Genomic DNA, 23,721 nt, shown 5'->3' on the forward strand with positions numbered 1-23,721 from the left:
AATGCTCATATCCTAATAATATCTGTTGACCACAGAGGTTTTATGGCGTAGCATACGGAGCCATAAGTATGAATGATTGCTCATATCTTCACGTTAGGAGGAGAAGATGGCCTGCAAGCACTGCCATGACCATGGGCACAGCCATTCCCACAGCCACCACGGGCACGACCAGGACGCAGACGAGAAGTGCTGCGGCTCTCGTCCGGAGGTCGACGAGGACGAGGACGACGAGGACCCGAGCGTCCTCAAGCGCAGGATTGCGCTTTCTGCCGTCCTTCTCGTCGTGGCGATCGCCGCGCAAAGGCTGATCGAGGTGCCGCTCTGGGCGCAGCTTGTCATCTTCCTGCCCAGCTACCTCGTCGTCGGGCGAGAGACGCTGGCGGAGGCCGTCGAAAACATCGCGGAAGGTCACCCCTTTGACGAGGACTTCCTCATGGCCCTGGCGACTGTGGGCGCCCTGCTGATCGGGTTCGTCCCCGGCGGCAAGCCGATGTTCGCCGAGGCCGTCTTCGTCATGCTGTTCTTCCAGGTGGGAGAGCTGTTCGAGGGCATCGCGGAGGACAGGAGCAGGAAGTCCATCGGCGAGCTTATGGACATCCGCCCCGACTCGGCGAACCTCGAGCGTGACGGCAAGGTCGTCAGCATGCATCCCGACGACGTGCATCCCGGCGACGTCATCGTCGTCCGCCCTGGCGAGCGCATCCCTCTGGATGGGCGCGTCATCGAGGGTCGCTCGAGCCTGAACACCGTCGAGCTCACGGGCGAGTCCGCCCCGCGTGACGTCAGCGTCGGCAGCGACGCCATCTCGGGCTGCATCAACCTCTCGGGCGTGCTTCGCATTCGCGTATCCAAGGAGTTCGGCGACTCCACGGCCTCGAAGATCCTCGACCTGGTCGAGAACGCCAGCGGCAGCAAGTCGAAGTCCGAGGCGTTCATCACGCGATTCGCGCGCGTCTACACCCCAATCGTCGTCTTCCTGGCCATTGCCGTCGCACTTCTCCCTCCCCTGGCAACCGGAGACTTCGGCGCCAACTTTGCCACCTGGCTGCTGCGCGCCCTCACCTTCCTGGTCGTCAGCTGCCCATGCGCGCTCGTGCTCTCGGTTCCCCTCACCTTCTTCGGCGGAATCGGCGGCGCCTCCCGCCACGGCATCCTAATCAAGGGCTCCAACTACATGGAGGCGCTCGCCAACGCGAGTACCGTCGTGTTCGACAAGACCGGCACACTCACCCAGGGCGTCTTCAAGGTCGCCGTCGTCCACAGCTCGGGCCTGACCGACGACGAACTGCTTCACCTAGCAGCCCACGTCGAGGCGAACTCCACGCACCCCATCGCGACCGCCCTGCGCGAGGCCCACGCCATCGACGACTGTGGCTGCAGCGTGTCTGACGTTCAGGAGATTGCAGGCGAGGGCGTCGTCGCCCGCGTCGGCGGAAGGAGCATCGCCGTCGGCAACGCCAGGCTCATGAAGCGCATGGGCACCACGCCCCAAGCCTGCCATGAGGCGGGTGGGACGATCATCCACGTGGCAATCGACGGCGCATATGCGGGCCACGTCCACATCGAGGACATCGTCAAGCCCGACTCACCCCAGGCCATCGAGGACCTGCACGCGACGGGCGTCCGCAAGACGGTCATGCTCACCGGCGATCGCGAGGACGTCGCCCGCCAGGTGGCATCCGAGCTCAAGATCGACGAGCACCACGCCAACCTGCTGCCCCAGGACAAGGTCGCAAGCGTCGAGGCACTGCTCGGCGCAAGGAGCAAGGGGGAAGCACTCGCCTTCGTGGGCGACGGCATCAACGACGCGCCCGTCCTCGCGCGCGCCGACATCGGCATCGCCATGGGCGCCATGGGTTCCGACGCCGCCATCGAGGCCGCGGACGTCGTGCTGATGGACGACAAGCCCTCCAAGATTGCCGTTGCCATCCGCATCGCGCGCCGGACCCTGGCCATCGCGCGCCAGAACATTGTGTTCGCCATCGGGGTGAAGGTTGCCATCCTGGCCCTTGCGGCCCTGGGGCTCGCGCCCATGTGGCTCGCGGTCTTCGGCGACGTGGGCGTCATGGTAATCTGTGTGCTCAACGCAACACGCGCGCTCAGGTAGCCAGGCGCGCACGACAGGCTCACACAAAAATGGGAGGCGGGTCGACCCAAGCGGTCGGCCCGCCTCCCTCGTTTCTCCCCACTATGCACACGAACCGACATGGTCCCCTTTTTAATATAGCGCCTGTTAAAATGGCGTCTTTTGCATTCACCTCGCACCCAGATGCCTTGTTTTGGCCCTTTGGGACGAGCGGCGTCGACAGTCTTTCCTCATTGTCATACCCTCGGTCAGTCATCACGCTCTCGCAGGAGAGCAGCCAGCATTTGCCCCAACCGAAGGAGGTGCCCCCATGCCAGACGGGCCGAGTCACAGTCACAGTCACAGTCGCAACTCATCACGTCAGAACTGCACATGGAGGGGCGCCGCCCATCGGGATGGAGGCGCCCGCCTCGCCTAGGCTGGCTCTCGCCGCCGTAGGCGCGGCCGCATGTAGTGCGCTCCGCTGGTGCCAACAGGCACTTCCCATCCCGGGAAAAGAGGAGGCGCATGACGCTTCGCACCCTCATCCAGAAGACCCCCGCAAGCGCGGGCAAGAACCGTCCGAACGCCCAGGACCAGTGGCTGCGTCATGCCGCGGTCTGCCCCATCGACGAGCTCTTCGTCGAGCTCAACAGCTCTGCCGAGGGCCTCGACTCATCTCAGGTCGACAGCGCCCGCGAGCTCTATGGCGGCAACGCCGTGTCGTCACCCGACAGCAAGCCCGCGTCGCTCAGACTCCTTGCCTCGTTCGCGGACCCCTTCACCTACATCCTCGTGTTCATTGCCGGCGTGTCCGTGCTGACCGACTGGGTGTTCGCCCAGCCGGGAGACGGGAGCGTCACCACCCCGGCCATCATCTCGTTCATGATTCTCGCGTCCGGTCTCCTCAGGTTCGCGCAATCCGAGCGCAGCACCGTTGCCGCAGCATCGCTCGCCAAGATGATCGAGCCGTGCGCAAACGTCGAGCGCGACGGGGACGGCGGCAACGAGACGGCCGTTGAGCAGATCGTGGTCGGCGATGTCATCCGCCTCTCCTCCGGATGCGTCGCCCACGCCGACATGCGCATCTTCTCGGCTCGCGACCTCTTCGTCAGCCAGGCGTCGCTCACCGGCGAGTCCGACTCCATCGAGAAGCTGCCCTTCCTTTCCGACGCGGGCGAGAAGTGCCCCGTCATCGGCCTTGACGACCTCGTGCTCGCCGGGTCGACCGTCATCTCGGGCCACGGCCGTGGCGTCGTGGTGGCAACGGGCGCCAACACCATAATCGGCGAGATTGCGGGCTCGCTCGCCAGCACGCCACGCAAGACCTCGTTCGGCGAGGGCATCTCCTCGGTGAGCAGGCTCCTTGTGAGGCTGATGGCGACCATGGTGCCCATCGTCTTCATCACGTCCGGCATCACCAAGGGGGAATGGGTGGACGCCCTTATCTACTCCCTCTCCGTCGCCGTCGGGCTCACCCCCGAGATGCTCCCGATGCTCGTCACCTGCTGCCTGGGCAAGGGCGCGGTCGACCTTTCGCGCGACCACGTCATCGTGAAGCGCCTCGACGCCATCCAGGACCTGGGCTCGATCAACGTGCTGTGCTGCGACAAGACGGGCACTCTGACCGAGGACCGCATTGTCCTGGAGCGCCATCTCAACGTCGACGGCGAGAAGGACCTTATGGTGCTCGAGCGCGGCATCGAGTGCGGACGCAGGACGTACGCGAACATGATCAAGTACGTGAAGCTGACCGTCAGCTCCAACTTCGGAAACATCCTCTCGATGCTCGTGGCCGCGGCGCTTCTCCCCTTCCTTCCCATGACCGCCGTGCAGGTGCTGCTGCTCAACCTCATCTACGGCCTCGGCTGCACGGCAATCCCCTGGGATCGCGTGGACGACGAGTCGATCCGCGCGCCGAGGCGCTGGGACGTGAAGTCCATCAAGTCGTTCATGCTGCTCTTTGGGCCCCAGAGCTCGGTCTTCGACATCGCGACCTTCGCGCTGCTGTTCTTCCTCATCCGCCCCGCAGTGGCAGGAGGGTCCTGGGGCACCCTCTCGGATGCTGGAAGGGCAGTGTTCGTCGGCACCTTCCAGGCAGGATGGTTCATCGAGAGCATGCTGACCCAGACGCTTCTGGTGCAGCTGCTGCGCACGGAGCGCAAGCCCCTCGTCGAGAGCCGGCCGGCCCTCCCCCTGGCCCTCATGCAGACGGCAGGCGCGCTCGTCGCGGTCACGCTCCCGTTCTCTCCCCTGGCCTCGTCGCTCGAGCTCCACGCGATTCCCGCGGGAGGCCTTGCGGTGCTTGCGGCCGTGGTCGCGGGCTTCGTCACGACCGTCCTTCTGGCACGGGTGGCCTACGTGAGAAAGCACGACAGAGAAAGCACGACAGCCTGCTGTAGGACAAAGGGCGCATCGCGGGACGCGCCCTCTCGCAGGGCGGCCGCACGCAAAAGGAGCCGGGGCACGCGCCCCGGCTCCTCCTTCATTTCGAGCGAGCTATCCCCCGAGCCGACCTAGTCGCGCGTCAGCTTGCGGTGGATGCGATGTGGACGGGCCGCGTCCGCACCCAGGCGGGCGACGCGGTCCTTCTGGTAGTCCTCGAAGTTGCCCTCGAACCACTTCCAGGCGCCGGGGTTCTCGTCGGTGCCCTCCCACGCGAGGATGTGGGTGCAGATGCGGTCCATGAACCAGCGATCATGGCTCGTGATGACGCAGCAGCCGGGAAACTCCAGGAGGGCCTCCTCCAGCGCCTCGAGGGTCTCGGTGTCGAGGTCGTTGGTGGGCTCGTCCAGAAGCAGCAGGTTGCCGCCCTGCTTAAGGGTGAGGGCCAGGTTCAGGCGGTTGCGCTCGCCGCCGGAAAGGACGCCGGCGCGCTTCTGCTGGTCGGTGCCCTTGAAGCCGAAGGCGCTCACGTAGGCGCGGCTGGGGATCTCCTGCTTGCCGACCATGATGTAGTCGTTGCCGTCCGAGACGACCTCCCAGACGTTCTTCTGGGCGTCGAGGCCCTCGCGGCCTTGGTCGACGTAGGAGAGCTTGACCGACTCGCCCAGCTCGATGGAGCCGGAGCTGACGGGCTCCTGCCCAACGATCATCTTGAACAGAGTCGACTTGCCCACGCCGTTGGGGCCGATGACGCCGACGATGCCGTTGCGCGGCAGGCTGAACGAGAGGTCGTCGATCAGGACGCGGTCGCCGAAGGCCTTGTGCAGGTGGTCGGCCTCGAGGACCTTGTTGCCCAGCCGCGGGCCCACGGGAATGTGGATGTCGGTGTAGTCGACCTTCTCCACACGAGAGGCCTGGGCCTCCATCTCCTCGTAGGCAGCAAGGCGGGCCTTGCTCTTCGCCTGGCGCGCCTTCTGAGAGCTGCGGACCCACTCGAGCTCGGACTTCATCTTCTTGGCGCGCTTGGCGTTCTGCTTGGACTCCATCTCGAGGCGCTTGGCCTTGGTCTCGAGGTAGGTCGAGTAGTTGCCCTCATACGGGTAGAGCGTGCCGCGGTCGACCTCGCAGATCCACTCGGCGACGTTGTCCAGGAAGTAGCGGTCGTGCGTGACCGCCAGAACGGCGCCCTGGTAGTTCTTGAGGAACTGCTCGAGCCACAGGACGGACTCCGCGTCCAGGTGGTTGGTGGGCTCGTCCAGGAGAAGAAGGTCGGGGGCCTCGAGCAGCAGCCTGCACAGGGCCACGCGACGGCGCTCGCCACCCGAGAGGTGGGTCACGTCCGCGTCGGGGTCGGGGCACTGGAGGGCGTCCATCGCCTGAGAGAGCTGGCTGTCCAGGTCCCAGCCGTTGGCCGCGTCGATCTCGTTCTGCAGCTCGCCCATCTCGGCCATGAGGGCATCGAAGTCCGCGCCGGGCTCGCCCATCTCCTCGCCGATTTTGTTGAAGCGCTCGATCTTGGCCAGAAGATCACCGAACGCCATCTCGATGTTCTCCTTGACCGTCTTCGTCTCGTCGAGAGGGGGCTCCTGCATGAGCATGCCCACGGAGTAGCCGGGGGCAAGGCGGGCCTCGCCGTTGGAGATGTCCTCAATTCCGGCCATGATCTTAAGCAGGGTGGACTTGCCCATGCCGTTAGGGCCGACGACGCCAATCTTGGCGCCGGGGTAGAATCCCATGGTCACGTCGTCCAGCACGACCTTGTCGCCGTGGGCCTTACGGACCTGGTACATCTGATAAATGAACTCAGCCATTAGTCGGAAGCTCCTTTTTTGCGTCGTTGTGGCGCTTACGTTTTCCCATTTTCGTGGGCGCCGACGTGCGGGGCAAGTGCTCCGCGATATAAGCACGAGTATCGCGCGCGACCGTCTGGCCAGCCCCGCGCAACACGGCACCGCCGCGTCGTGCGGCGAGGAAGCAAGAGGCCCTATAATCTCCAACGCACGAACACGAACGCCGCCTTTTTGCGGAATAGCAAGGAGCAACCGTGAGCAAGAACATCCTGCTGATAGCAACCGGAGGGACCATCGCCTCGATGCCCGAGGACTCTGGGCTCGCCCCCGCCCTCTCCGGCAAGGAGCTCGCTGCCTACGTGCCCGAGATCCGCGGCCTGTGCGACGTGAACGTAGTGCAGCCCATGAACATCGACAGCACCAACATGCGCCCCGCCGACTGGCTGCGCATCGCGGAAGAGGTGGAGCGCAGCTACGACGACTACGACGGGTTCGTGATCCTCCACGGTACCGACACCATGGCCTACACCGCCGCCGCGCTCTCCTACCTCATCCAGGGCAGCCGCAAGCCCATCGTGCTCACCGGCTCGCAGCAGCCCATGGCCGCGCCCTTCACCGACGCGCGCCTCAACCTGTACCAGTCTCTTCTCTACGCGACGGACCCTTTGAGCCACGACGTCTCCATCGTCTTCGGCGGCTGCGTCATCGTGGGAACGCGCGCCCACAAGCAGCGCACCATGAGCTTCAACGCCTTCACCAGCGTCAACTACCCGCTGCCCGCCGTCATCCGCAACGACCGCATCGTGCGCGACAGCGCCATGGGCATGTCGATCACGGGCATCCCCGTCGCCACCGCGGGACACGCCGACCTCGACGCGGGCGAGAAGGACCTGCCACGTCCCAAGACGTACTCGTCTCTCAACGAGCGCGTCATCGTGCTGAAGCTCACGCCCGGCCTCACGCCCGAGGTCTTCGCCCTTCTCAAGCCCCACTACGACGCGGTCATCCTCGAGACCTTCGGCATCGGAGGCGTCCCCGAGTACGAGGGGGCGTCCTTCGAGCGCGCCATCTTCGACTGGGTGGACTCGGGACGAAGCATCGTTATGACCACCCAGGTCTCAGAGGAGGGCCTCGACCTGGGTGTGTACGAGGTCGGCCGCGCCTACGCTCAGCACCGTGGCATCCTGAGGGGCGACGACATGACCACCGAGGCGCTGGTTGCCAAGACCATGTGGGTCCTGGGCCAGACGAGCGACCCCGACGAGCTGAGCGAGCTCTTCTACACGCCCATCAACCACGACAGGGCCCCTCGATAGCATCGCCTCGGGCGCCTTGTGCGCGCCACATATGTGGTGATGTTTTGTCAAGCAGCCCTAACATTACCCATGACGTGCTGAAACGCACTTCCCAATATGGCACGTGAGTGGTAAAGGCGCAGGTATTGTGCAAATATGGTCACACTTGGGACACTCGGTCGCCACGGCGTCTGGGGCCCAAGGACCGATGCTCACCGCGCGGTACGGAACACGCAAGCGCATCGCATACCTACCCGCACGAACGTCTACCAGAGGGAGTTCCCATGCCTGAGGCCATCCGCAAGGTTAATGTCATCGGCCACCTGCACCCTGACACGGACAGCATCTGCTCCGCAATCGCCTATGCGTATCTCAAGAACCAGATCAGCGACATCGAGTTCGAGCCGCGTCGCGCCGGCGCAATCAACCGCGAGACCGCCTTCGCGCTCAAGAGCTTCGGCTTCGACGAGCCCGAGCTGATCACGAGCGTCGCCCCGCAGATCAAGGACATCCAGATCTCGCGCCAGCAGGGCATCAGCCGTGAGACCAGCCTCATCACCGCATGGAACCTCATGCGCGACCTCAAGACGGGCACCCTCATCATCACCGACGAGGACAACGACCTCGAGGGCCTCATCACCGTGAGGGACATCGCCAACGCGAACATGGACATCTTCGACTCCGAGGTCCTCTCCAGCTCCCGCACGCACCTCTCCAACATCGTCTCAACCCTCCAGGGCGAGCTCGTCTCCGGAAACCCCGACGGCGTCGTCACCACGGGCAAGATCCGCGTGGGTACCACGCCCGAGATGATGGAGGGCTTCGTCGAGAAGGGCGACGTCGTCCTGGTCACCAATCGCTACGAGACCCAGCGCTTCGCGGTCGAGGCCGGCGCGAGCTGCCTGATCATCTGCAACGGTGCAGGCGTCTCGAGCATCGTCGTCGAGGCCGCCCGCGAGAAGGGCTGCACCGTCATCACCACCCCGTACGACACCTACGCCGCCGCTCGCCTCATCTCGATGGCGATTCCCGTGCGCGCCAAGATGCTCGGCAAGGAAAACGTCCTGCACTTCTCGGTCAACACCTCGGTCGACGACGCGCAGAAGGTCATGGCCTCCTCGCAGCACCGCTTCTTCCCCGTGATGGACGAGGACGGCAAGTACATCGGCGTCGTCAGCTCGCCCGACATGCTCAACGTCAACAAGAAGCACGTCATCCTGGTCGACCACAACGAGCGCAGCCAGGCGGTAGACGGCCTTGAGCGCGCCGAGATCATGGAGATCATCGACCACCACCGCATCGGCTCCATCGAGACCTCCGCCCCCGCGTACTTCCGCAACATGCCCGTGGGCTGCACGGCCACGATCATCTACGGCCTCTTCGAGGAGAACGGCGTCGATATTCCCAAGAACATCGCGGGCATCATGCTCTCCGCAATCCTCTCCGACACGCTGGCGTTCCGCTCCCCCACCTGCACTCCCAGGGACAAGATCGTGGGCGAGAAGCTGGCCGAGATCGCCGGCGTCAACGTCGACGAGTACGCCGATGCCATGTTTGACGCGGGCGCCGACCTCACCGGCCGCACCGCCGACGAGGTCTTCAACTCTGACTTCAAGGTCTTCTCGCGTGGCCACGCGCGCTTTGGCGTGGGCCAGGCAAGCTTCATGACCGAGAACAGCCGCAAGGCCGCCGAGGCTCTGGTCGGCCCCTACCTCAAGGACGCCGCCGCGGCCAACGACATCCCGATGGTCTTCTACATGTTCACTGACGTGAAGAGCCAGACCACCGAGATGATGTACTGGGGCGAGAACACCGAGCAGATTGTCTCGCGCACCTTCAACGTCACTCCCGAGAGCGACATCGCCACGCTGCCTGGCGTCGTCAGCCGCAAGAAACAGGTCATTCCGCCACTGATGGCGACTCTGCAGGACATGGACGAGGGCTAGTCTCCCCGCGTTCACGTTGAGATAGAGCACGTCCGACAGGGGCGAAGGCCGTTTGGTCTTCGCCCCTTCGCATATGTGAGTAGCGAGGGGGTAGAATGAACTCAAGCTCTCCGTATGTCACGCTCACGCGCACCACCTCGGCGCGCGCCAACGATTGAGGTGGGCCGTGCTCGATCTCCTTAAAGAAAAGCTCTCCTGGTGGTTGTGCCTAAGGCTCGAGCCTGAGGTGCACGCCGACATCAGCCGCATCAACGTACGGAACCTGAGGACCATGGCAGGCATCGTCCTGGCTATCGAGGTCGTCACCCTCGCGATTGCCCTCGGCATGAGGGACACGCTCAACGTAGCGCCCGCGGGGTTCTACAGCGTCGGCATCATGATCGTGATGAGCGCGATAGACCTCTTCGCCGCCGGAAGGGTCCTTCGTCCCAAGCGCATCAATGCCACGGCCGCGTCCGTCCTCTTGGTCGCCACCTTCCTTTTGGCAAGCGCTTGGGGCATCAACGTGTCGCTTCGCCACTACATGACGGGCGACCAGATGCTCACCTTCTACACCGTCCAGTTCTGCTTCGCCTGTTTCATCAGCTCCCCTCCGGTCATCTCACTTCTGCTTACCGGAGGCGCCTTCGCCTGCCTCTACCTGGTGCTGCTCGCAATCAACGGGGCAAGCGACATCAACTCCATCAATTACGCCATCTTTGCGACCATCGTCATCCTTGGGTCGATCGCGCGCTACCGCGCCCAGGCCAGCGAGTCGGAGCAGCGCCAAGAGATCGAGTCGCTCAACAAGTCGCTCTTCCACTCCTCCACGCACGACGAGCTCACGGAGACCCTGAACCGCGTCGCGCTACGCAACCACTTCCCCTCGTTCGTGGGTCGCGAGCTCTGCGTCATCATGGTCGACATCGACCACTTCAAGCACTACAACGACAGCTACGGTCACCGCAAGGGAGACGAGATCATCCGCGCCGTGGCCAAGGAACTCGCCGGCACCTTCGCCAACGGCATGACCTTCCGCTACGGCGGAGACGAGTTCCTGATCATCATCCCAATCGAGGGAGGCGACGTTTCCGACATCCGCGAACAGGTCCAGCACTGGGAGAAGAGCGTGACGGACCTCTCGATGAGTGGCGTGGACGAGAAGATCGTCTGCAGCCACGGGCTCGTCCACGGGACGCCCGACAACGCGAGCGACCTTCGCACGATGATCGACGGGGCCGACGCCCAGCTCTACCTTGCCAAGCGCAATCGCTCTGGCGACTAGGACGGTGGCGTATGAAGAAGAACACGCATCCGGACAAGACGGCCGCCTCGCCAAGCGATGGCGCCCCCTTCGTCGGTCCGGGCGAGGCCCGCCGCATCAATCCCGATCCCAACGGCATGCCCGGTGGCTTCTTCGTCTATCAGGCCGAAGGCGAAAAGAGGGTCGTCTACGCGAACGACTACGTCCTCAAGCTCTTCGGCTGCGAAGACGAGCGTGAGTTCGCGGGGCTGACGGGCAACACGTTTCCCGGCATGGTGCACGAGGACGACCTGGCAACGGTCGAGGGCGACATCGCCAACCAGATTCGAGCTGGCCAGGGCGGCTTCAACCACGTGACCTACCGAATCCGCACCAAGTCGGGCGAGGTCACCTACGTCGAGAACTTTGGAAGACTGGTCCACGACGCGGACGAGGGAGACCTCTTCTACGTGTTTTTGGCCGACTCCAAGATCAGGTTCCTGACCCACACGAAGGACCGTGTGACCAAGCTCCTTGGCATGCAGCGCTTCCTCGAGCTCGCCCACGACGCGCACGAGGCCACGCTTCTTGTCGGCCGACAGCAGGATTCCGACACCATGGCCCACTCAAAACCGCGAGCCATCAGGTCCCTGAGCGGGCCGACCCCCCAGTTCTTCGGGGGCCCGAAGCGCGACAGCCCCACCGGCGAGGCGATCGCCTTCTTCAACCTGGTCAACTTCAAGCTCTACAACTCGATCTACGGCATCAAGGCCGGAGACGAGTGCCTCTTCACCGTCGCGCAGACCCTCAGGGAGGAGTTTGCCGACGGCTCGTTGGTCTCGCGCTTCTCGGATGACCACTTTGCCGTCTACACCAAAGGCGATAGACTCCAGGTCGAGGCCGCGACCGAGCGCGTCCACAAGCGGGTCGCCTCGAGCTACAAGAGCTTCAGCCTCCAGGTCAAGGCAGGCATCTATCTGCTCACCAGCGACCGGAACGTCTCCATCAGCGAGGCAAGCGACCTGGCGCGCATGGCCTGCAACAGCATCAAGGCGGATCCCCTTCGCCACGTGCTGACCTACGGGCCCGAGCTCAAGCGCATCACCGAGCTGCGCAAGCACCTGGTCGAGAACCTCGAGTCCGCAATAGAGACGGGGCTGATAGAGGTCCACTACCAGCCCCAGATCCGCACGCTCTCGGGCAAGCTCTGCGGCGTCGAGGCCCTCACCCGCTGGCGAGACCCCGAGTTCGGGCTCATCACCCCGGACACCTTCGTGCCCGTGCTGGAGGAGGCGAACCTCTCGTACAAGCTCGACACATTCGTCATCCGTCACGTCTGCCAGTCGCTTCGCAGGCACCTGGACGAGGGGCGCGAGCCCGTCGCCGTCTCGTTCAACCTCAGCCGCGTCGACTTCATCTCGTGCGACCCCCTCGAGGTGCTCGAGGATGCCGTCAGGACCTACGGCGTCCCGCGCGACATGCTCCACGCCGAGGTGACCGAGTCCATCGCCATGCGCGACGAGACCCGCATCAAGGTGGCCATCGAGCGCTTCCACGAGATGGGCTACCAGATCTGGATGGACGACTTCGGCAGCGGGTACTCGTCGCTCAACGTCCTCAAGGACTACGACTTCGACGTCATAAAGATCGACATGGCCTTCCTCTCCAACCTGAGCGCCCGCGCGCGCCAGATCCTCACGTCCACGGTCGACATGGCAAAGCGCCTGGGCATCCAGACGCTCGCGGAAGGCGTCGAGACCGAGGAGCAGCTCGCCTTTCTCAGGAGCATCGGCTGCGAAAAGATCCAAGGCTACTTCTATGGAAGGCCGCTCCTTCCCGACAGGCTCGACCAGCACCTTCGAAACCTGGGCATGATCCACGAGACGGGCGCCGAGTCCCACTTCTGGGACAAGGTCGGGACCATAAACCAGATCACCGACCAGTCCCTGGCGATCGTCGACGACGACGGCAGGCACTTCAAGATCATCTTTGCGAACGAGGGGTTCCTCGAGGCGCTCCGGAGCAAGGGGACCGACAGCATCGCCAAGGCAAACGAGAACCTCTCGTCGCCCTACTACCTCAACCGGGTAAAGTTCCGCGAGTTCTCGCAGCGTCCCATCGCCACCCATCGGGAGGAGACGTTCAACTACGTCGACAATGGTAACTACCTGCGCCTGAACATCCGCGTAATCGCAACGCTGGGCGAGCGTCGCGTCTACCGCTGCTCGCTCTACAACATCACCTACGACACAAACCAGCGCGAGAGCTCGCGCATGGACCTGGCCATCCGCAACATCTCCTCGCTCTACGACAGCATCCTCGAGATCGACTTCGAGGCCGACTGCGTGACCACCATCGTCTCGAACCTCGCGAAGGACTCGCCCGGCGAGCGGCGCCACGGCATCATCCGCCTCGCGGAAGACTACTCGCACAGCTTCATCCACCCCGACGACCGCGAAGCCTACTGGAAGTTCATGGCCCCCGGAACCATGGCGGAGCGCGTCGCCTTCGCAAACGCGGGATTCACCTCGGCGGTCTTCCGCGTGCGCGGAACCGGCGGCAGCTGGCGCTGGAGGGAGTTCGTCCTCATCCCCCTTCCCAACACGGGAAACCTGCGTTACCTCTACGCCATCAGGCTGGCGGCGCTGGAGTTCCAGAGCCATCCCGGCGAGGCGCTCGAGCGCCTCTCGGCAGACTACTCCCCCACGTCCGGACTGAGCACCGACAGCATTAGGACCGAAAGCATCTGGGGCACGCTCATCGAGTCCTCGGGCCTCAAGTTCTTCTGGAAGGACGACAGGCGACGCTTCCAGGGCGCAAGCTGGTCGTTCCTTCACTACTTCGGGCTCAAGACCGTCAACGAGATCCTCAACAAGACAGACGAGGAGATGTTCTGGCACGTGGCGGACGCGCCCTTTCACTCCGACGAGGACGCCGTGCTCCTCAGGGGAGAGGTCGTGCGCGGCGCCCATGGCCAGTGCATCGCGCGCGGCGTGCTGCGCGACATCGTCGCATACAAGTACCCCATTCACGAGCGCGGCCGCATCGTCGGCCTCGTGGGCTTCTTCGTGGAGGCGGGGGAGCTCGCCGACAAGTCCCACGCCAAGAACCTGCTGATTGACAAGGTGACCGGCGGCATGAACGACAACGGCATCGCGACCACCATCGTTCGCATGGACGAGGAGTTCCACCGAGAAGGAATCGACTACTCGATCGTCGTGCTCGACGTCCCCGAATACAGCCGCATCTACCACACCTATGGCGAGAAGGTCGCCCAGACCCTGCTGCGGGAGGTCCACCACGCGATAGAGGGCTCTTCTCCCAGGAGCTCGACCATCGGTCGCCTCACGGGCGGCAAGTTCGTCGTGATGTTCAAGGGAACGGCGCGCGAGGCGGAGGACGGCGTGGTGGACGGCATGCTCGCGGCCGTGCACGCCATACACAGGGTGGACGGGTACCCCTGCACGGTTTTCGCGAACTACGCGCTCATCAAGGGGTCGGAGGCGCGCAGCCTCAAGGAGCTCGAGCACATAGCGGTCGACCGCCTCTCCCGCGCCAAGGATCTCGAGCTCGTACGCAGGTCCTTCACCGGCGACATCCTCACGGTCGAGATGAGCAAGCTCGACACGCTCGAGGCGGCCCTCTACATCTGCGACGCCAAGAGCTACGAGATCGTCTTCGCCAACGAGTTCGCCCGTCGCGAGTTCGGAATCGAAAGGAGCACGCCACTTCGCGGCCTCAAGTGCTACAAGGTGTTTGGCGGCTCCAAGGACATCTGTCACTTCTGCTCCTCCCCATCCCTCTCGCGCAAGCGCTTCCACCACTCGCACTTGCACAACCACCAGACCGGAAAGGACTACACCACCTTCGAGACGCTCATGCCCTGGAACGGCAAGCCCTACCGCGTCACCCTCGCCCTATGCACGTCCGACCTGGTCGCCGAGGCAGAGCGCAGGGCAAGCCTGCTGTACGTCGAGCATTCCATCAACGACATGCTCTCCGTCGCGCTCAGCGAGCCCGACCCCAACGACGGGCTCGACCGCATGCTCGAGATGCTCGGCGACCTGAGCGACGCGCGCCACGCCTTCATCTTCGAGGACGACGAGATGGGGCTGACGTCGAACACGTACGAGTGGTGCGCTGCGGGGCAGCCCTCAAGGATCTCCGAGTTCCAGCAGGTGCGCTTTGGGTTCTCGGACTCGTGGACGGCGCTGCTCTCCGACGGCGGGCTCATCGTGATCGAAGACCCCGCCCACGACGAGCGCCTGAGCGACAAGGCGCGAGAAGAGCTCGTCAGCCAGCGGGTCGACAACCTCGTGGCCGCACGGCTGTTCCAAGACGCGAGGCCCATAGGCTTCCTAGGCATCGAGGGCGTCGCGGCAGGAAAGATCGAAGTGACCGAGCTGTTCATGCGCATCGCAGCGGCCTTCACGTCAATCCTCCTCAGGAACCGCAACACCATGGAGCGGCTCAACTCGATCAGCACGCACGACCCCCTGACCGGAACGATGAACCGCCGCGCGTTCACCACCTTCATGCGTGGGCTGACGGTTGCGGGCGGGTTCGCGCTGGTATACGGAGACCTCAACGGCCTCAAGGAAACAAACGACGTCCTGGGGCACGACGCCGGAGACGCCCTGATCGAGCGCGCGGCGCGCGTGCTCGAGAAGCGCTTCGGGACCGAGTTCGTCTTTCGCATGGGTGGCGACGAGTTCGTCGCGTACGTCGAGATGTCCGGGCCCGACAAGGTCGACGCGCTTCTCGCCTCGCTGCGCCAGGAGTTCAGGGAGAGAGGCGTGAGCATCGCGCTCGGCTGCGTGTGGAAGGGGTCCTACGACGGTGACTACGAGGGGCTCATCAGCGAGGCCGACCGCCGCATGTACCTCGACAAGCGCTACATTCACGAGCACGAGCCGACGGGGATCCTGCCCATCCTCTCGCCCGAGGACGCCGACGCAAGGGCGGCGGGCAATGCGGCTACGATAGGGAAAGGCGTAACTACGAGCGGCTCCGACCTCCCCGGGGAACCGTGCGGGGAGGGGACGCCATCCGACGAGGGCCGCAACGACCAGGCGGCCGACAAAGGGGTGTAACCATGAGCGAGCAGTCGAGCTTTTTTGCCGTCGTGTCCAGAATGAAGTACATCGAGCGCTGGGCCTTGATGCGCAACGCCCGGCCCGAGAACCTGAGCGAGCACTCGCTCGAGGTCGCCGTGATCGCACACGCCCTCGCGACCATCGGAAACGTTCGCCACGGCAGAAAGCTGGATGCCGACAGGGCTGCGCTCATCGGGCTGTTCCACGACACGACCGAGATCGTGACCGGCGACATGCCCACGCCCGTCAAGTACGCGAACGGCACGATCCGCGACGCCTACAAGGACGTGGAGGACCAGGCCGCGCACCGGCTCCTGAGCGGCCTGCCCGAGGACCTTCGCCCCACCTACGAGGCAATCTACTTCGGCGCCGACGACGAGAACGACGCGTACCTGCGCAAGCTGGTCAAGGCGGCCGACAGGATATCGGCCCTCATCAAGTGCGTGGACGAGCGTCAGTCGGGCAACCGGGAGTTCTGGCGCGCCGAGCAGGGCTGCCGCAGCAAGGTAGAGCAGATGGCCGCGACCTGCCCCGAGGTGCGCGACTTCATGGACGAGTTCCTCCCCTCGTACGGGGAGACCCTCGACGAGCTGCTGTAGGCAGCGCGGCGCATCCGAACGGCAGGGCATCCGCCGTGCGAACGACCCGCTCCGCAGGTGAAGGTACAGGGTAGCTTTGATGCCAGGCGTCGTCCCGCAGCTGGGGCGACGCTATACTTTTGCGCGCATTCACGTCCGTCATCACGAAAGGCACCCCATGCATGCTCTTCACGCCCGCCTCCCCAAGCACTTTGTCCTGGAGGAGCGCCTCGAGCGCTATGCCGACGCCATCGAGGCTGCGCCCGCAAGCTACGCGGGAGTCTGGGCCGAGGCCTGCAGGCCCCTGGACGCAGAGGGGGCCGCGCGCTTCTCTGAGGTCCGCCTGGACATGGGCTGCGGCAAGGGGGCCTTCACCGTCGAGGCGGCCGCAAGGGAGAAGGACGTGCTCTTCGTCGGCATCGACTTCGAGCCCATCTGCATCGCCTACGCCGCCCAAAAGGCCGTCGAGTCCGGCCTAGACAACGTGGTGTTCTGCCCGGGCATCTCGGACAAGCTGGGAGACTACTTCGCCGCGGGAGAGGTCTCGCGCATATACCTGAACTTCCCCACCCCCTTCCCCCGCAAGAAGGAGGCAAGGCAGCGCCTGACCTACCTGGATAACCTGCTGCGCTACCGCCAGATTCTGGCACCCGGTGGCACCGTCCTATTGAAGACCGACAGCTACCCGCTCTGGCACTTCTCGCAGACGCAATTCGCCCTGGCGGGCTACGACGTGAGCTGGGAGTCGACCGACGCGCGTGCCGAGCGCCCCGACGACCCCATGAGCTGGTACGAGGAGCGCCTCTCCGCCGAGGGCGCGAAGGTCTTCGCGATCGAGGCGGCCGCCGGCGAGGAGCCCGCCAGAAACGAGGAGGGCGTCGTCGAGCAGACCGAACCCCTGAGCCTGATCGACTACCTCCCCGAGGACCTCTCGACGATGAAGTACGTCCCCCACGGCATGCAGGGAACCATCACCAACCTGCGCAACCTCGAGAAGAAGGGCAACTACAACCGTCACCTGTAGGGACGCCGACGGGGGCGGCGGCCAAGCCCCGCTTGTCCAATATGGCGCCGCGGGCGCAATTTTGACCCTCGCTTGGGTAGACTTCTACGTATCCGTCTCTGGAGATTGGAGCAGAACGTGAAGAAGTCCACGAAGGCGATCCTCGCAACCACCGGCGCAACGCTTGGCGCCGCAGTAGCTGGCGCCGGCTTCGAGCTTTGGTCGAGGACCAGGTTCGGCCGCTCCGGCATCGCAACCGCCGCAGAGGGCGTCTGGCGCCTCTCGGGCGTCCGTCGCAACACCCTGGGCCGCGACCTCGGTCGCTACGACGACTTTGTCGAGAAGAACCGCGCCGTGAACGAGCAGGAGTACCACCTGCCCGGCTGGATGGGCATGAAGTCGGTCGTCTTCGAGGAGACCCGTGACGGCATGAAGACCTTCCATGTGGGAACCACGGGCAAGAACAAGCACGCCATCCTCTACCTGCACGGCGGAGCCTACGTCCAGCAGATCTCGCCCTTCCACTGGCAGATGATCGACAAGCTCTGCGTCGAGACCGAGGCAGAGGTTGTCGTCCCCATCTACCCCCTCGCGCCCGCGCATGACTACGACGAGGCCTACTCCCTGCTAACCGACCTGTACGAGGGGATGTGCGACCGCTACGGCGCCGACGCCATCACCATCATGGGCGACTCGGCCGGCGCGGGACTCGCGGCCGGCATGGCGGAGACCTTCTCGCACTACAAGCTCGAGCAGCCGGCCCACCTGGTGCTCATCTCGCCCATCGTCGACCTCTCGATGCGCAACCCCGACATTCACGACTTCTTCGACCGCGACCCGATGCTCGCACCCTGGGGCCTGGCGCAGCTGGGTGACCTGTGGGCTGATGGCGACGACATCTGCGACCCACGCCTGTCGCCCATCTACGGAGACGTGAGCGATCTCAAGAACGTCACCATCTTCACCGGCACCCGGGAGATCTTCTACCCTGACGCCATCAAGTTCGCCGAGAAGCTCAAGGACGCGGGCGTTACCTGCGACCTCAGGGTCGGCCAGGGAATGAACCACGACTGGCCCCTCTACCCCATTCCCGAGGCGAAGGAAGCCATCAGCCAGATGGTTCAGGTCGTCGTGGCCTAGCAGTCAGACACCATCTCATACGTGCGAGCCCCCTGCGGGGCCCGCGGCCGCAGGGGGGGCGCATGGCTGGCGCCCCCTTCGCATCGCGCGGTCGCACGCCGGCCCGCACAAAGCACTCGCCCCCCCGCGCCCCGTACGCATCGCTCATAGAAAGGTCGTCCACCCATGCCCAAGATTACGCCCGGCAACCGTCTGTACTTCTACCAGCTCTTCCAGAGGGAGATCGGCACGGGCAAGCAAGAGCGCGTCGCACGCTTTGAGGAGGTTCTCGAGGCGGACGGGGTGAGCGCGCAAGACTGCGACTGCGAGGACACCTCGCAGCTGCTGGAAAACCTGGGCGAGTTCGTCAAGCTGACCGTCTTCAAGAAGGGTCGCGTGTTCGCCACGCTCATGGCAAACGCCGACCTCGACGCCGCGCTGGCCAAGGCAGCGCAGCCAAAGGGCGACTCCAGCGCGAAGTCGGGCAAGTCGTGGAAGAAAAAGAAGTCCGGCAAGGTTCCCAAGCCGGCAAAGCCGCATCACAAGGAAGGGCGCAAGGCGCGCCGCGACGACGAGGCACAAGGGAGCGCCTCCCCCAAGACCGAGACACAGCCGGGACCCGCAAAGGACATGCCGGTGCCCCAGGGGAAGAGCATGGCCCGCGATCCCGCACGCGAGCCTGCCACTGCAGCGCCCGAGCCTGCCGCGACGGCCGAGGAGCCCGCGACCCGCGCCGAGGAGGTTCGTCCCCACGCGCAGGAGAAGTGCGTCGAGGCACCCATGGCCGGCATCAAGCTCACCATCACCTACGACCCGCGCGGCATGGAGCCCGAGGCTCCCAGGGAGGGGCTCGCACCCGCGGCGTCTGACGCAACCGTTGCCGACAAGGCCCCCGCTCCCGCACAGGAAGCTGACGGGCAGACAGGGCCGAGCCCTTCTGGCCCTGCTGCGGCCGCACCCCAGGATCTCACGGCAAAGGAGGCCGTCGCCTCCGGCGCAAGCGCGCCCGAACCCACAGAAAACCGCTTTGAGCCGATCGCAGGCCTCGGGACCGTCCCTCCCATCGAGGAGCCCATCGCGAACCAGGCGGGCTTCCCCCAGAGCATCGAGCGCGACGTCCACTGCAAGGACGCCGTGCTGGGGCTCCTCTACCAGATGCTGCCACTGGATGCCGACCCCATCAAGACGATGGACGAAGACTGGCTGGTCGCACGCTCGACCACGAAGCTCAGGGGCAGCCGCTCGGAGGTCACCTTCCCCCTGCACTTTCTTCACGCGCAGGACGGCTCGCCCATCGAGGTCACCATCGCCCACGCGGCGCGTTCCGCGTCGGGAAAGCGCTGGGAGCTGACGCAGGTGGACGGCCACGACGGCAGCGACGCGCCCCAGCCGCCCGCACGCGAACCGATCCGCGAGGCCGCATGGCCGTGGCGCGACCTGTTCGGCAGGGGGTGCGGCCAGGAGGTCGACCCCGAGCGCAAGCTCCAGAGCATGCTTCAGGTCGGCCCGTGGGAGAAGTGCCTGAAGGCGCTCGCCGAGGTTTGCGCCCCCGAGCGCTGGGACATTCAGGAGGGTGACCGCGCCATCCTGAGATCCCACCTCGTCACCAACGCGCTTCTGGCCTTTGCCCAGGACAAGCTTGTCGCGAGCGCGGACGAAACGTTCGCGAGCTTTGACACCGGGCTCGTCTCGCCTTTGGGAATGCCCGTGTATGCCCTCCTAACCCGGCGCCCGGTCAAGCCGTTCTGGCGCCTGGAGAGCTTTGGCACGACGGACACGGCAAGTGTCTCCCAAAGGCTGAGCGCGCTGGAAGCGCTTCCCCAGCACGCCAGCTACCCGCAGCGACTCGAGGACCTCGTTCTGCGCGCGGACGCGAGCGTGGACTACAACGCCGGCAAGCTGCTGGAGGCGGCGCTGCGCGTCGACGCGAGTCTCGCCGAGCGCGGCCTGGACGAGGCGGCCCTCTCCGCAGCCGTTGAAGCGAGTCTTGCGCGGGTGCGCTCGAGCTGGCGCCTTGCCGCCGCGACTCGAAACCCCGCAGGAGACCAGAGCGCCTTCCTTCTGCCGCTGTGCCCCTTCGGCGGCACGAGGACGGAGCTGGCGCTGGTGGTCGCGCCAAAGGGCGGGGACTATGTCGCAGGAGGCGTAGTGAGCCTGGCGGCGGCCCGTGCGGCCGCGCGACCGTACTGCGCCGACCTGCCCGGCTGGCTTGAGGCGACGCCCACTCGGTAGGACCCGGCATCCCGAGCACACCCGATGGCAAAGGGGTCGTCCCGCTTCGCGCGCGACGACCCCTTTGCCTTTTTTCCTTACGGCACCCGGACGCCCAGCAACCAACCTATGCGCAGATTGCAATCGACGCAGAGGCACCAATGCGGTCGGCTCCCGCCTCGATCATGGCAAGGGCCTCCTCCTTGGTGTGAATGCCACCCGCGGCCTTGATCTTTAGGCGACCGCCCACGGTCTTCTTCATGAGCTCGACGTCGTGGATGGTCGCGCCACCCGTGCTGAAGCCGGTTGAGGTCTTCACGAACGCGGCGCCCGCGGCCTCGGCACACTTGCAGGCACGCACGATCTGGTCATCGTCGAGCAGGCAGCACTCGAGAATGACCTTGACGGGGCGTCCCTGGGCGGCCTCGACCACGGCCTTGATGTCGCGCGTGCAGTAGTCGTCGTCACCGGAGAGAAGCTTGCCCACGTTGAGGACCATATCGATCTCGGTCGTGCCATCGGCGACGGCCTGCTTGGCCTCGGCGACCTTGCCCGCGGTGGAGCAGGCGCCCAGCGGGAAGCTGATGCAGGTGGTGATGCCAACGCCCGACCCTTCGAGAACCTCGGCGGCAATCTTGGTCCAGCAGCCGTTGATGCTGACCGTCTTGAAGCCGTGCTCGCGGGCCTCGTCGCAGAGCGCGCGCATCTGGTCCTCCGTGGCGTTCTGCTTGAGGAGGGTGTGGTCCATGTACTGGTTCAAGTCCATCGTGCGATTCCTTCTCTCTGGTCAAAAGGTGGGTAATCGTTTACTCTTAACACGCAGCTCAGTCTAGACGCATCGCCCCATTGCGTCAAGCGATCCGATGGCGCACGGCTAGCCAAGGCCGTACTTCGCAACCACGCGTCGAATCGACCTTCCCCACGGCAGCCAGATGGCCAGCAGAAAGCCCACCGTGGAGACGCCATGCAGCACGTCGAGCGGAAGGCCGGCGGCAAACGCCGCGAGCACGGGCGCCCACTCGAGCGGACGGACGAAGCCCAGAACGTGCCAGCCGTTGAGGATGAGGCCATAAAGCAGCGCCGAGCAGAAGCCGTACGCGCAGAGGGCCGGTCGGCTGTCGAGGGCATGGTGGTCGGAGAGCACGCCGGCCAGGTAGCCAACCAGGCCCCATGCGTACATCTGCAGCGGCGTCCAGGCCCCCTGCCCAAAGAAGAAGTTCGAGACCAGAGCGGCAAGTGCGCCGACCATGAAGCCGCAGCGGCGTCCCAGGGTCGCGCCGGCGACGATGGCAATGGCCGAGACGGGCTTCACGTCGGGAAGCGGTGCGAAGGCCACGCGTCCGGCCGCGGCGACGGCCGCCAGTGTCGCAGTGGGCATGACCTGGCGAAGCGTGGGACGGCTCCTCTCGAACGAGCGGAAGAACAGCCCCAGGCAGAACAGGACGACAAGCAGCACCAGACCCGCGGTCGCCTCGACTTGAAGGTACGCGCAGCAGAGCATCGCCACGAGGGGGACCAGAAGCAGAAGCGGCCCGAGGCGGTCGAGCGCAGAGGGATTCGCGCGTGGCTCGCTCATGCGCCCCACACCCAAGACTCGTCGAAGAAGCTCCGGGCATCCTGGGTCAGGGATACCTGACCGTCGAACAGCAGCGAGCAGCTGGTGGCGACCACCCTCGCGAAGGCGACGTCGTGGGTCGCGACGAGCACCGCACAACCGGAGCGCGCGGCATCGCGAACGCGGGTCGCGACAAGGACGCGCGCGGCATCGTCCAGCCCCTTGGTCGGCTCGTCGAGCAGCAGAAGCCGAGGGCGCGTGAGCAGGACCTTCGCAAAGGCCAGAAGCTGCTGCTGGCCACCTGAGAGGTCGTAGGGATGGCGACCGAGCGCCGACGCGAGGCCGAGCGCCGAGGCCAGGGCGAGCGCCTCGTCGCGCCCGTAGCCGGAGGCCGACCACTCCATCAGCTCCGCCTCGACGGTCTCGCGCGACAGCAGGGCCTTGGGAGACTGCGGCAGGTAGGCCTGCGAGCGAGAGAGGGCGTTGCTCAGACGCCCGCGCTGCAGCCGCGCGATTCCGGCAACGGCCATGAGCAGCGTCGACTTGCCCGAGCCGTTCCCGCCCACGAGGGCGCGCACTTCTCCCGCGCGCAGCGACAGATCTGCCGAGCGCAGCACCCAGCGGCCATCGCGCTCGTAGCGGTACCACGCGTCGCCCAGGCTGACCCTAAGCTCACCGGAAGGCTCCGCCAGCCCATCGTCGCCAATGCGGCCGAGAAGGCCATGCCCCCCGCGCAGGGAGCCGAGCTCCACCTGGCGGGGCGCCCCGCCCTCCATGCGGAAGGCGGTCGTGGCGTAGTCGACCATCGCCTGGGGGGCGTGCGTGGCCACGACCACGGTCACGCCCAGCTCGCGATTGACCCTGAACAGCAGGGAGAGGAAGCTCTTCTCGGCAACGGGGTCGAGCATCGAGGTCGGCTCGTCCAGAAGCAGGAGGCGCGGGCGCATCACGAGCGCCGAGGCGAGGGCGAGCAGCTGGCGCTGGCCGCCGGACAGCTCGGCACAGCGTGCGTGGAACCACGGCTCGATGCCAAAGAAGTAGCAGGTCTCGGCTATTCGCCGGCGCATCTGGTCCTGGGGGACGCCGAGGTTCTCGAGGCCGAAGGCAAGCTCGTGACACACGCTGTCACACACGATCTGGTTGTCGGGACTCTGGAACACGTAGCCGACCGAGCGCGCGGAGGCCATGGGGTCGAGCTCGTGCACGTCGCGCCCCAGCACGCGGACGGTGCCGCGCATGCTTCCCTCGGGGGCGATCTCGGGCTTGCACAGGCGCATGAGCGTGGTCTTGCCCGAGCCCGTGTCGCCCACCAGCAGCACGAACGCGCCTTGCGGGACGGTCAGGCTCGCGGAGCAGATGACGGGCTCCGGCGACGGTGCGACCTCGGCTGCGGCATAGGAGAAGCCCAAGCCGTCCAACTGGAGCGCGGGGACTTCCCCGCGAGACGATGCCACGT

14 protein-coding genes are annotated in these 23,721 nt (G+C 65.3%); 10 read left to right on the plus strand and 4 right to left on the minus strand.

Going from position 1 to position 23,721, the window contains the following annotated elements; translation table 11 throughout:
- Window positions 1–106 precede the first annotated feature (106 nt).
- On the plus strand, window positions 107–2,107 hold the full coding sequence (locus BMY31_RS04785; RefSeq protein WP_078687555.1) for a heavy metal translocating P-type ATPase: 2,001 nt from the start codon (window positions 107–109) through the stop codon (window positions 2,105–2,107).
- 486 nt (window positions 2,108–2,593) lie between these two features.
- Window positions 2,594–4,585, plus strand: a complete 1,992-nt coding sequence (locus BMY31_RS04790; RefSeq protein ID WP_091008833.1) for an HAD-IC family P-type ATPase — start codon at window positions 2,594–2,596, stop codon at window positions 4,583–4,585.
- On the opposite strand, the gene ettA is transcribed toward BMY31_RS04790, so the two are convergent.
- On the minus strand, window positions 4,582–6,261 hold the full coding sequence (gene ettA, locus BMY31_RS04795; RefSeq protein ID WP_078687554.1) for an energy-dependent translational throttle protein EttA: 1,680 nt from the start codon (window positions 6,259–6,261) through the stop codon (window positions 4,582–4,584). The two genes, BMY31_RS04790 and ettA, sit on opposite strands and share 4 nt — an antisense overlap.
- Before the next feature lie 281 nt (window positions 6,262–6,542).
- On the opposite strand from ettA, the gene BMY31_RS04800 reads away from it, so the two are divergent.
- The 8 genes from BMY31_RS04800 to BMY31_RS04835 all read left to right on the plus strand — a co-directional run bounded on the left by BMY31_RS04800 (window position 6,543) and on the right by BMY31_RS04835 (window position 20,731).
- A complete protein-coding gene (locus tag BMY31_RS04800; RefSeq protein ID WP_091009010.1) occupies window positions 6,543–7,556 on the plus strand; it encodes an asparaginase in 1,014 nt (337 codons plus the stop codon).
- 263 nt (window positions 7,557–7,819) lie between these two features.
- Window positions 7,820–9,481 carry a putative manganese-dependent inorganic diphosphatase gene (locus BMY31_RS04805; RefSeq protein WP_091008835.1) on the plus strand — a complete coding sequence of 554 codons (1,662 nt, stop codon included), beginning with the start codon at window positions 7,820–7,822 and terminating at the stop codon, window positions 9,479–9,481.
- Between the two features lie 166 nt (window positions 9,482–9,647).
- Window positions 9,648–10,745, plus strand: a complete 1,098-nt coding sequence (locus tag BMY31_RS04810) for a GGDEF domain-containing protein (protein ID WP_143802938.1) — start codon at window positions 9,648–9,650, stop codon at window positions 10,743–10,745.
- 11 nt (window positions 10,746–10,756) lie between these two features.
- Window positions 10,757–15,796 (plus strand): EAL domain-containing protein, encoded by a 5,040-nt coding sequence (locus tag BMY31_RS04815; protein WP_091008839.1) that lies wholly within the window; start codon window positions 10,757–10,759, stop codon window positions 15,794–15,796.
- Between the two features lie 2 nt (window positions 15,797–15,798).
- Window positions 15,799–16,398, plus strand: a complete 600-nt coding sequence (gene yfbR / locus BMY31_RS04820) for a 5'-deoxynucleotidase (RefSeq protein WP_091008842.1) — start codon at window positions 15,799–15,801, stop codon at window positions 16,396–16,398.
- 157 nt (window positions 16,399–16,555) lie between these two features.
- Entirely contained in the window at window positions 16,556–17,401 is an 846-nt protein-coding gene (gene trmB, locus BMY31_RS04825) for a tRNA (guanine(46)-N(7))-methyltransferase TrmB (protein WP_078687549.1), read from the plus strand.
- Between the two features lie 117 nt (window positions 17,402–17,518).
- On the plus strand, window positions 17,519–18,520 hold the full coding sequence (locus BMY31_RS04830) for an alpha/beta hydrolase fold domain-containing protein (RefSeq protein ID WP_078687548.1): 1,002 nt from the start codon (window positions 17,519–17,521) through the stop codon (window positions 18,518–18,520).
- A 165-nt stretch (window positions 18,521–18,685) separates the two neighbouring features.
- Window positions 18,686–20,731 carry a DUF3825 domain-containing protein gene (locus tag BMY31_RS04835; protein ID WP_091008844.1) on the plus strand — a complete coding sequence of 682 codons (2,046 nt, stop codon included), beginning with the start codon at window positions 18,686–18,688 and terminating at the stop codon, window positions 20,729–20,731.
- A gap of 106 nt (window positions 20,732–20,837) precedes the next feature.
- Here the strand turns inward: BMY31_RS04835 and deoC are convergent, their stop codons facing one another.
- From deoC to BMY31_RS04850, 3 genes are all read right to left on the minus strand, one after another.
- A complete protein-coding gene (gene deoC / locus BMY31_RS04840) occupies window positions 20,838–21,476 on the minus strand; it encodes a deoxyribose-phosphate aldolase (protein ID WP_078687546.1) in 639 nt (212 codons plus the stop codon).
- Between the two features lie 108 nt (window positions 21,477–21,584).
- Window positions 21,585–22,286 (minus strand): DUF6580 family putative transport protein, encoded by a 702-nt coding sequence (locus BMY31_RS04845; protein ID WP_091009013.1) that lies wholly within the window; start codon window positions 22,284–22,286, stop codon window positions 21,585–21,587.
- A complete protein-coding gene (locus tag BMY31_RS04850; protein ID WP_091008846.1) occupies window positions 22,283–23,719 on the minus strand; it encodes an ABC transporter ATP-binding protein in 1,437 nt (478 codons plus the stop codon). The genes BMY31_RS04845 and BMY31_RS04850 overlap by 4 nt, the downstream gene beginning before the upstream one ends.
- Between the last annotated feature and the right edge of the window lie 2 nt (window positions 23,720–23,721).

This window comes from Parafannyhessea umbonata (assembly GCF_900111255.1).
Lineage (GTDB): Bacteria > Actinomycetota > Coriobacteriia > Coriobacteriales > Atopobiaceae > Olsenella_J > Olsenella_J umbonata_A.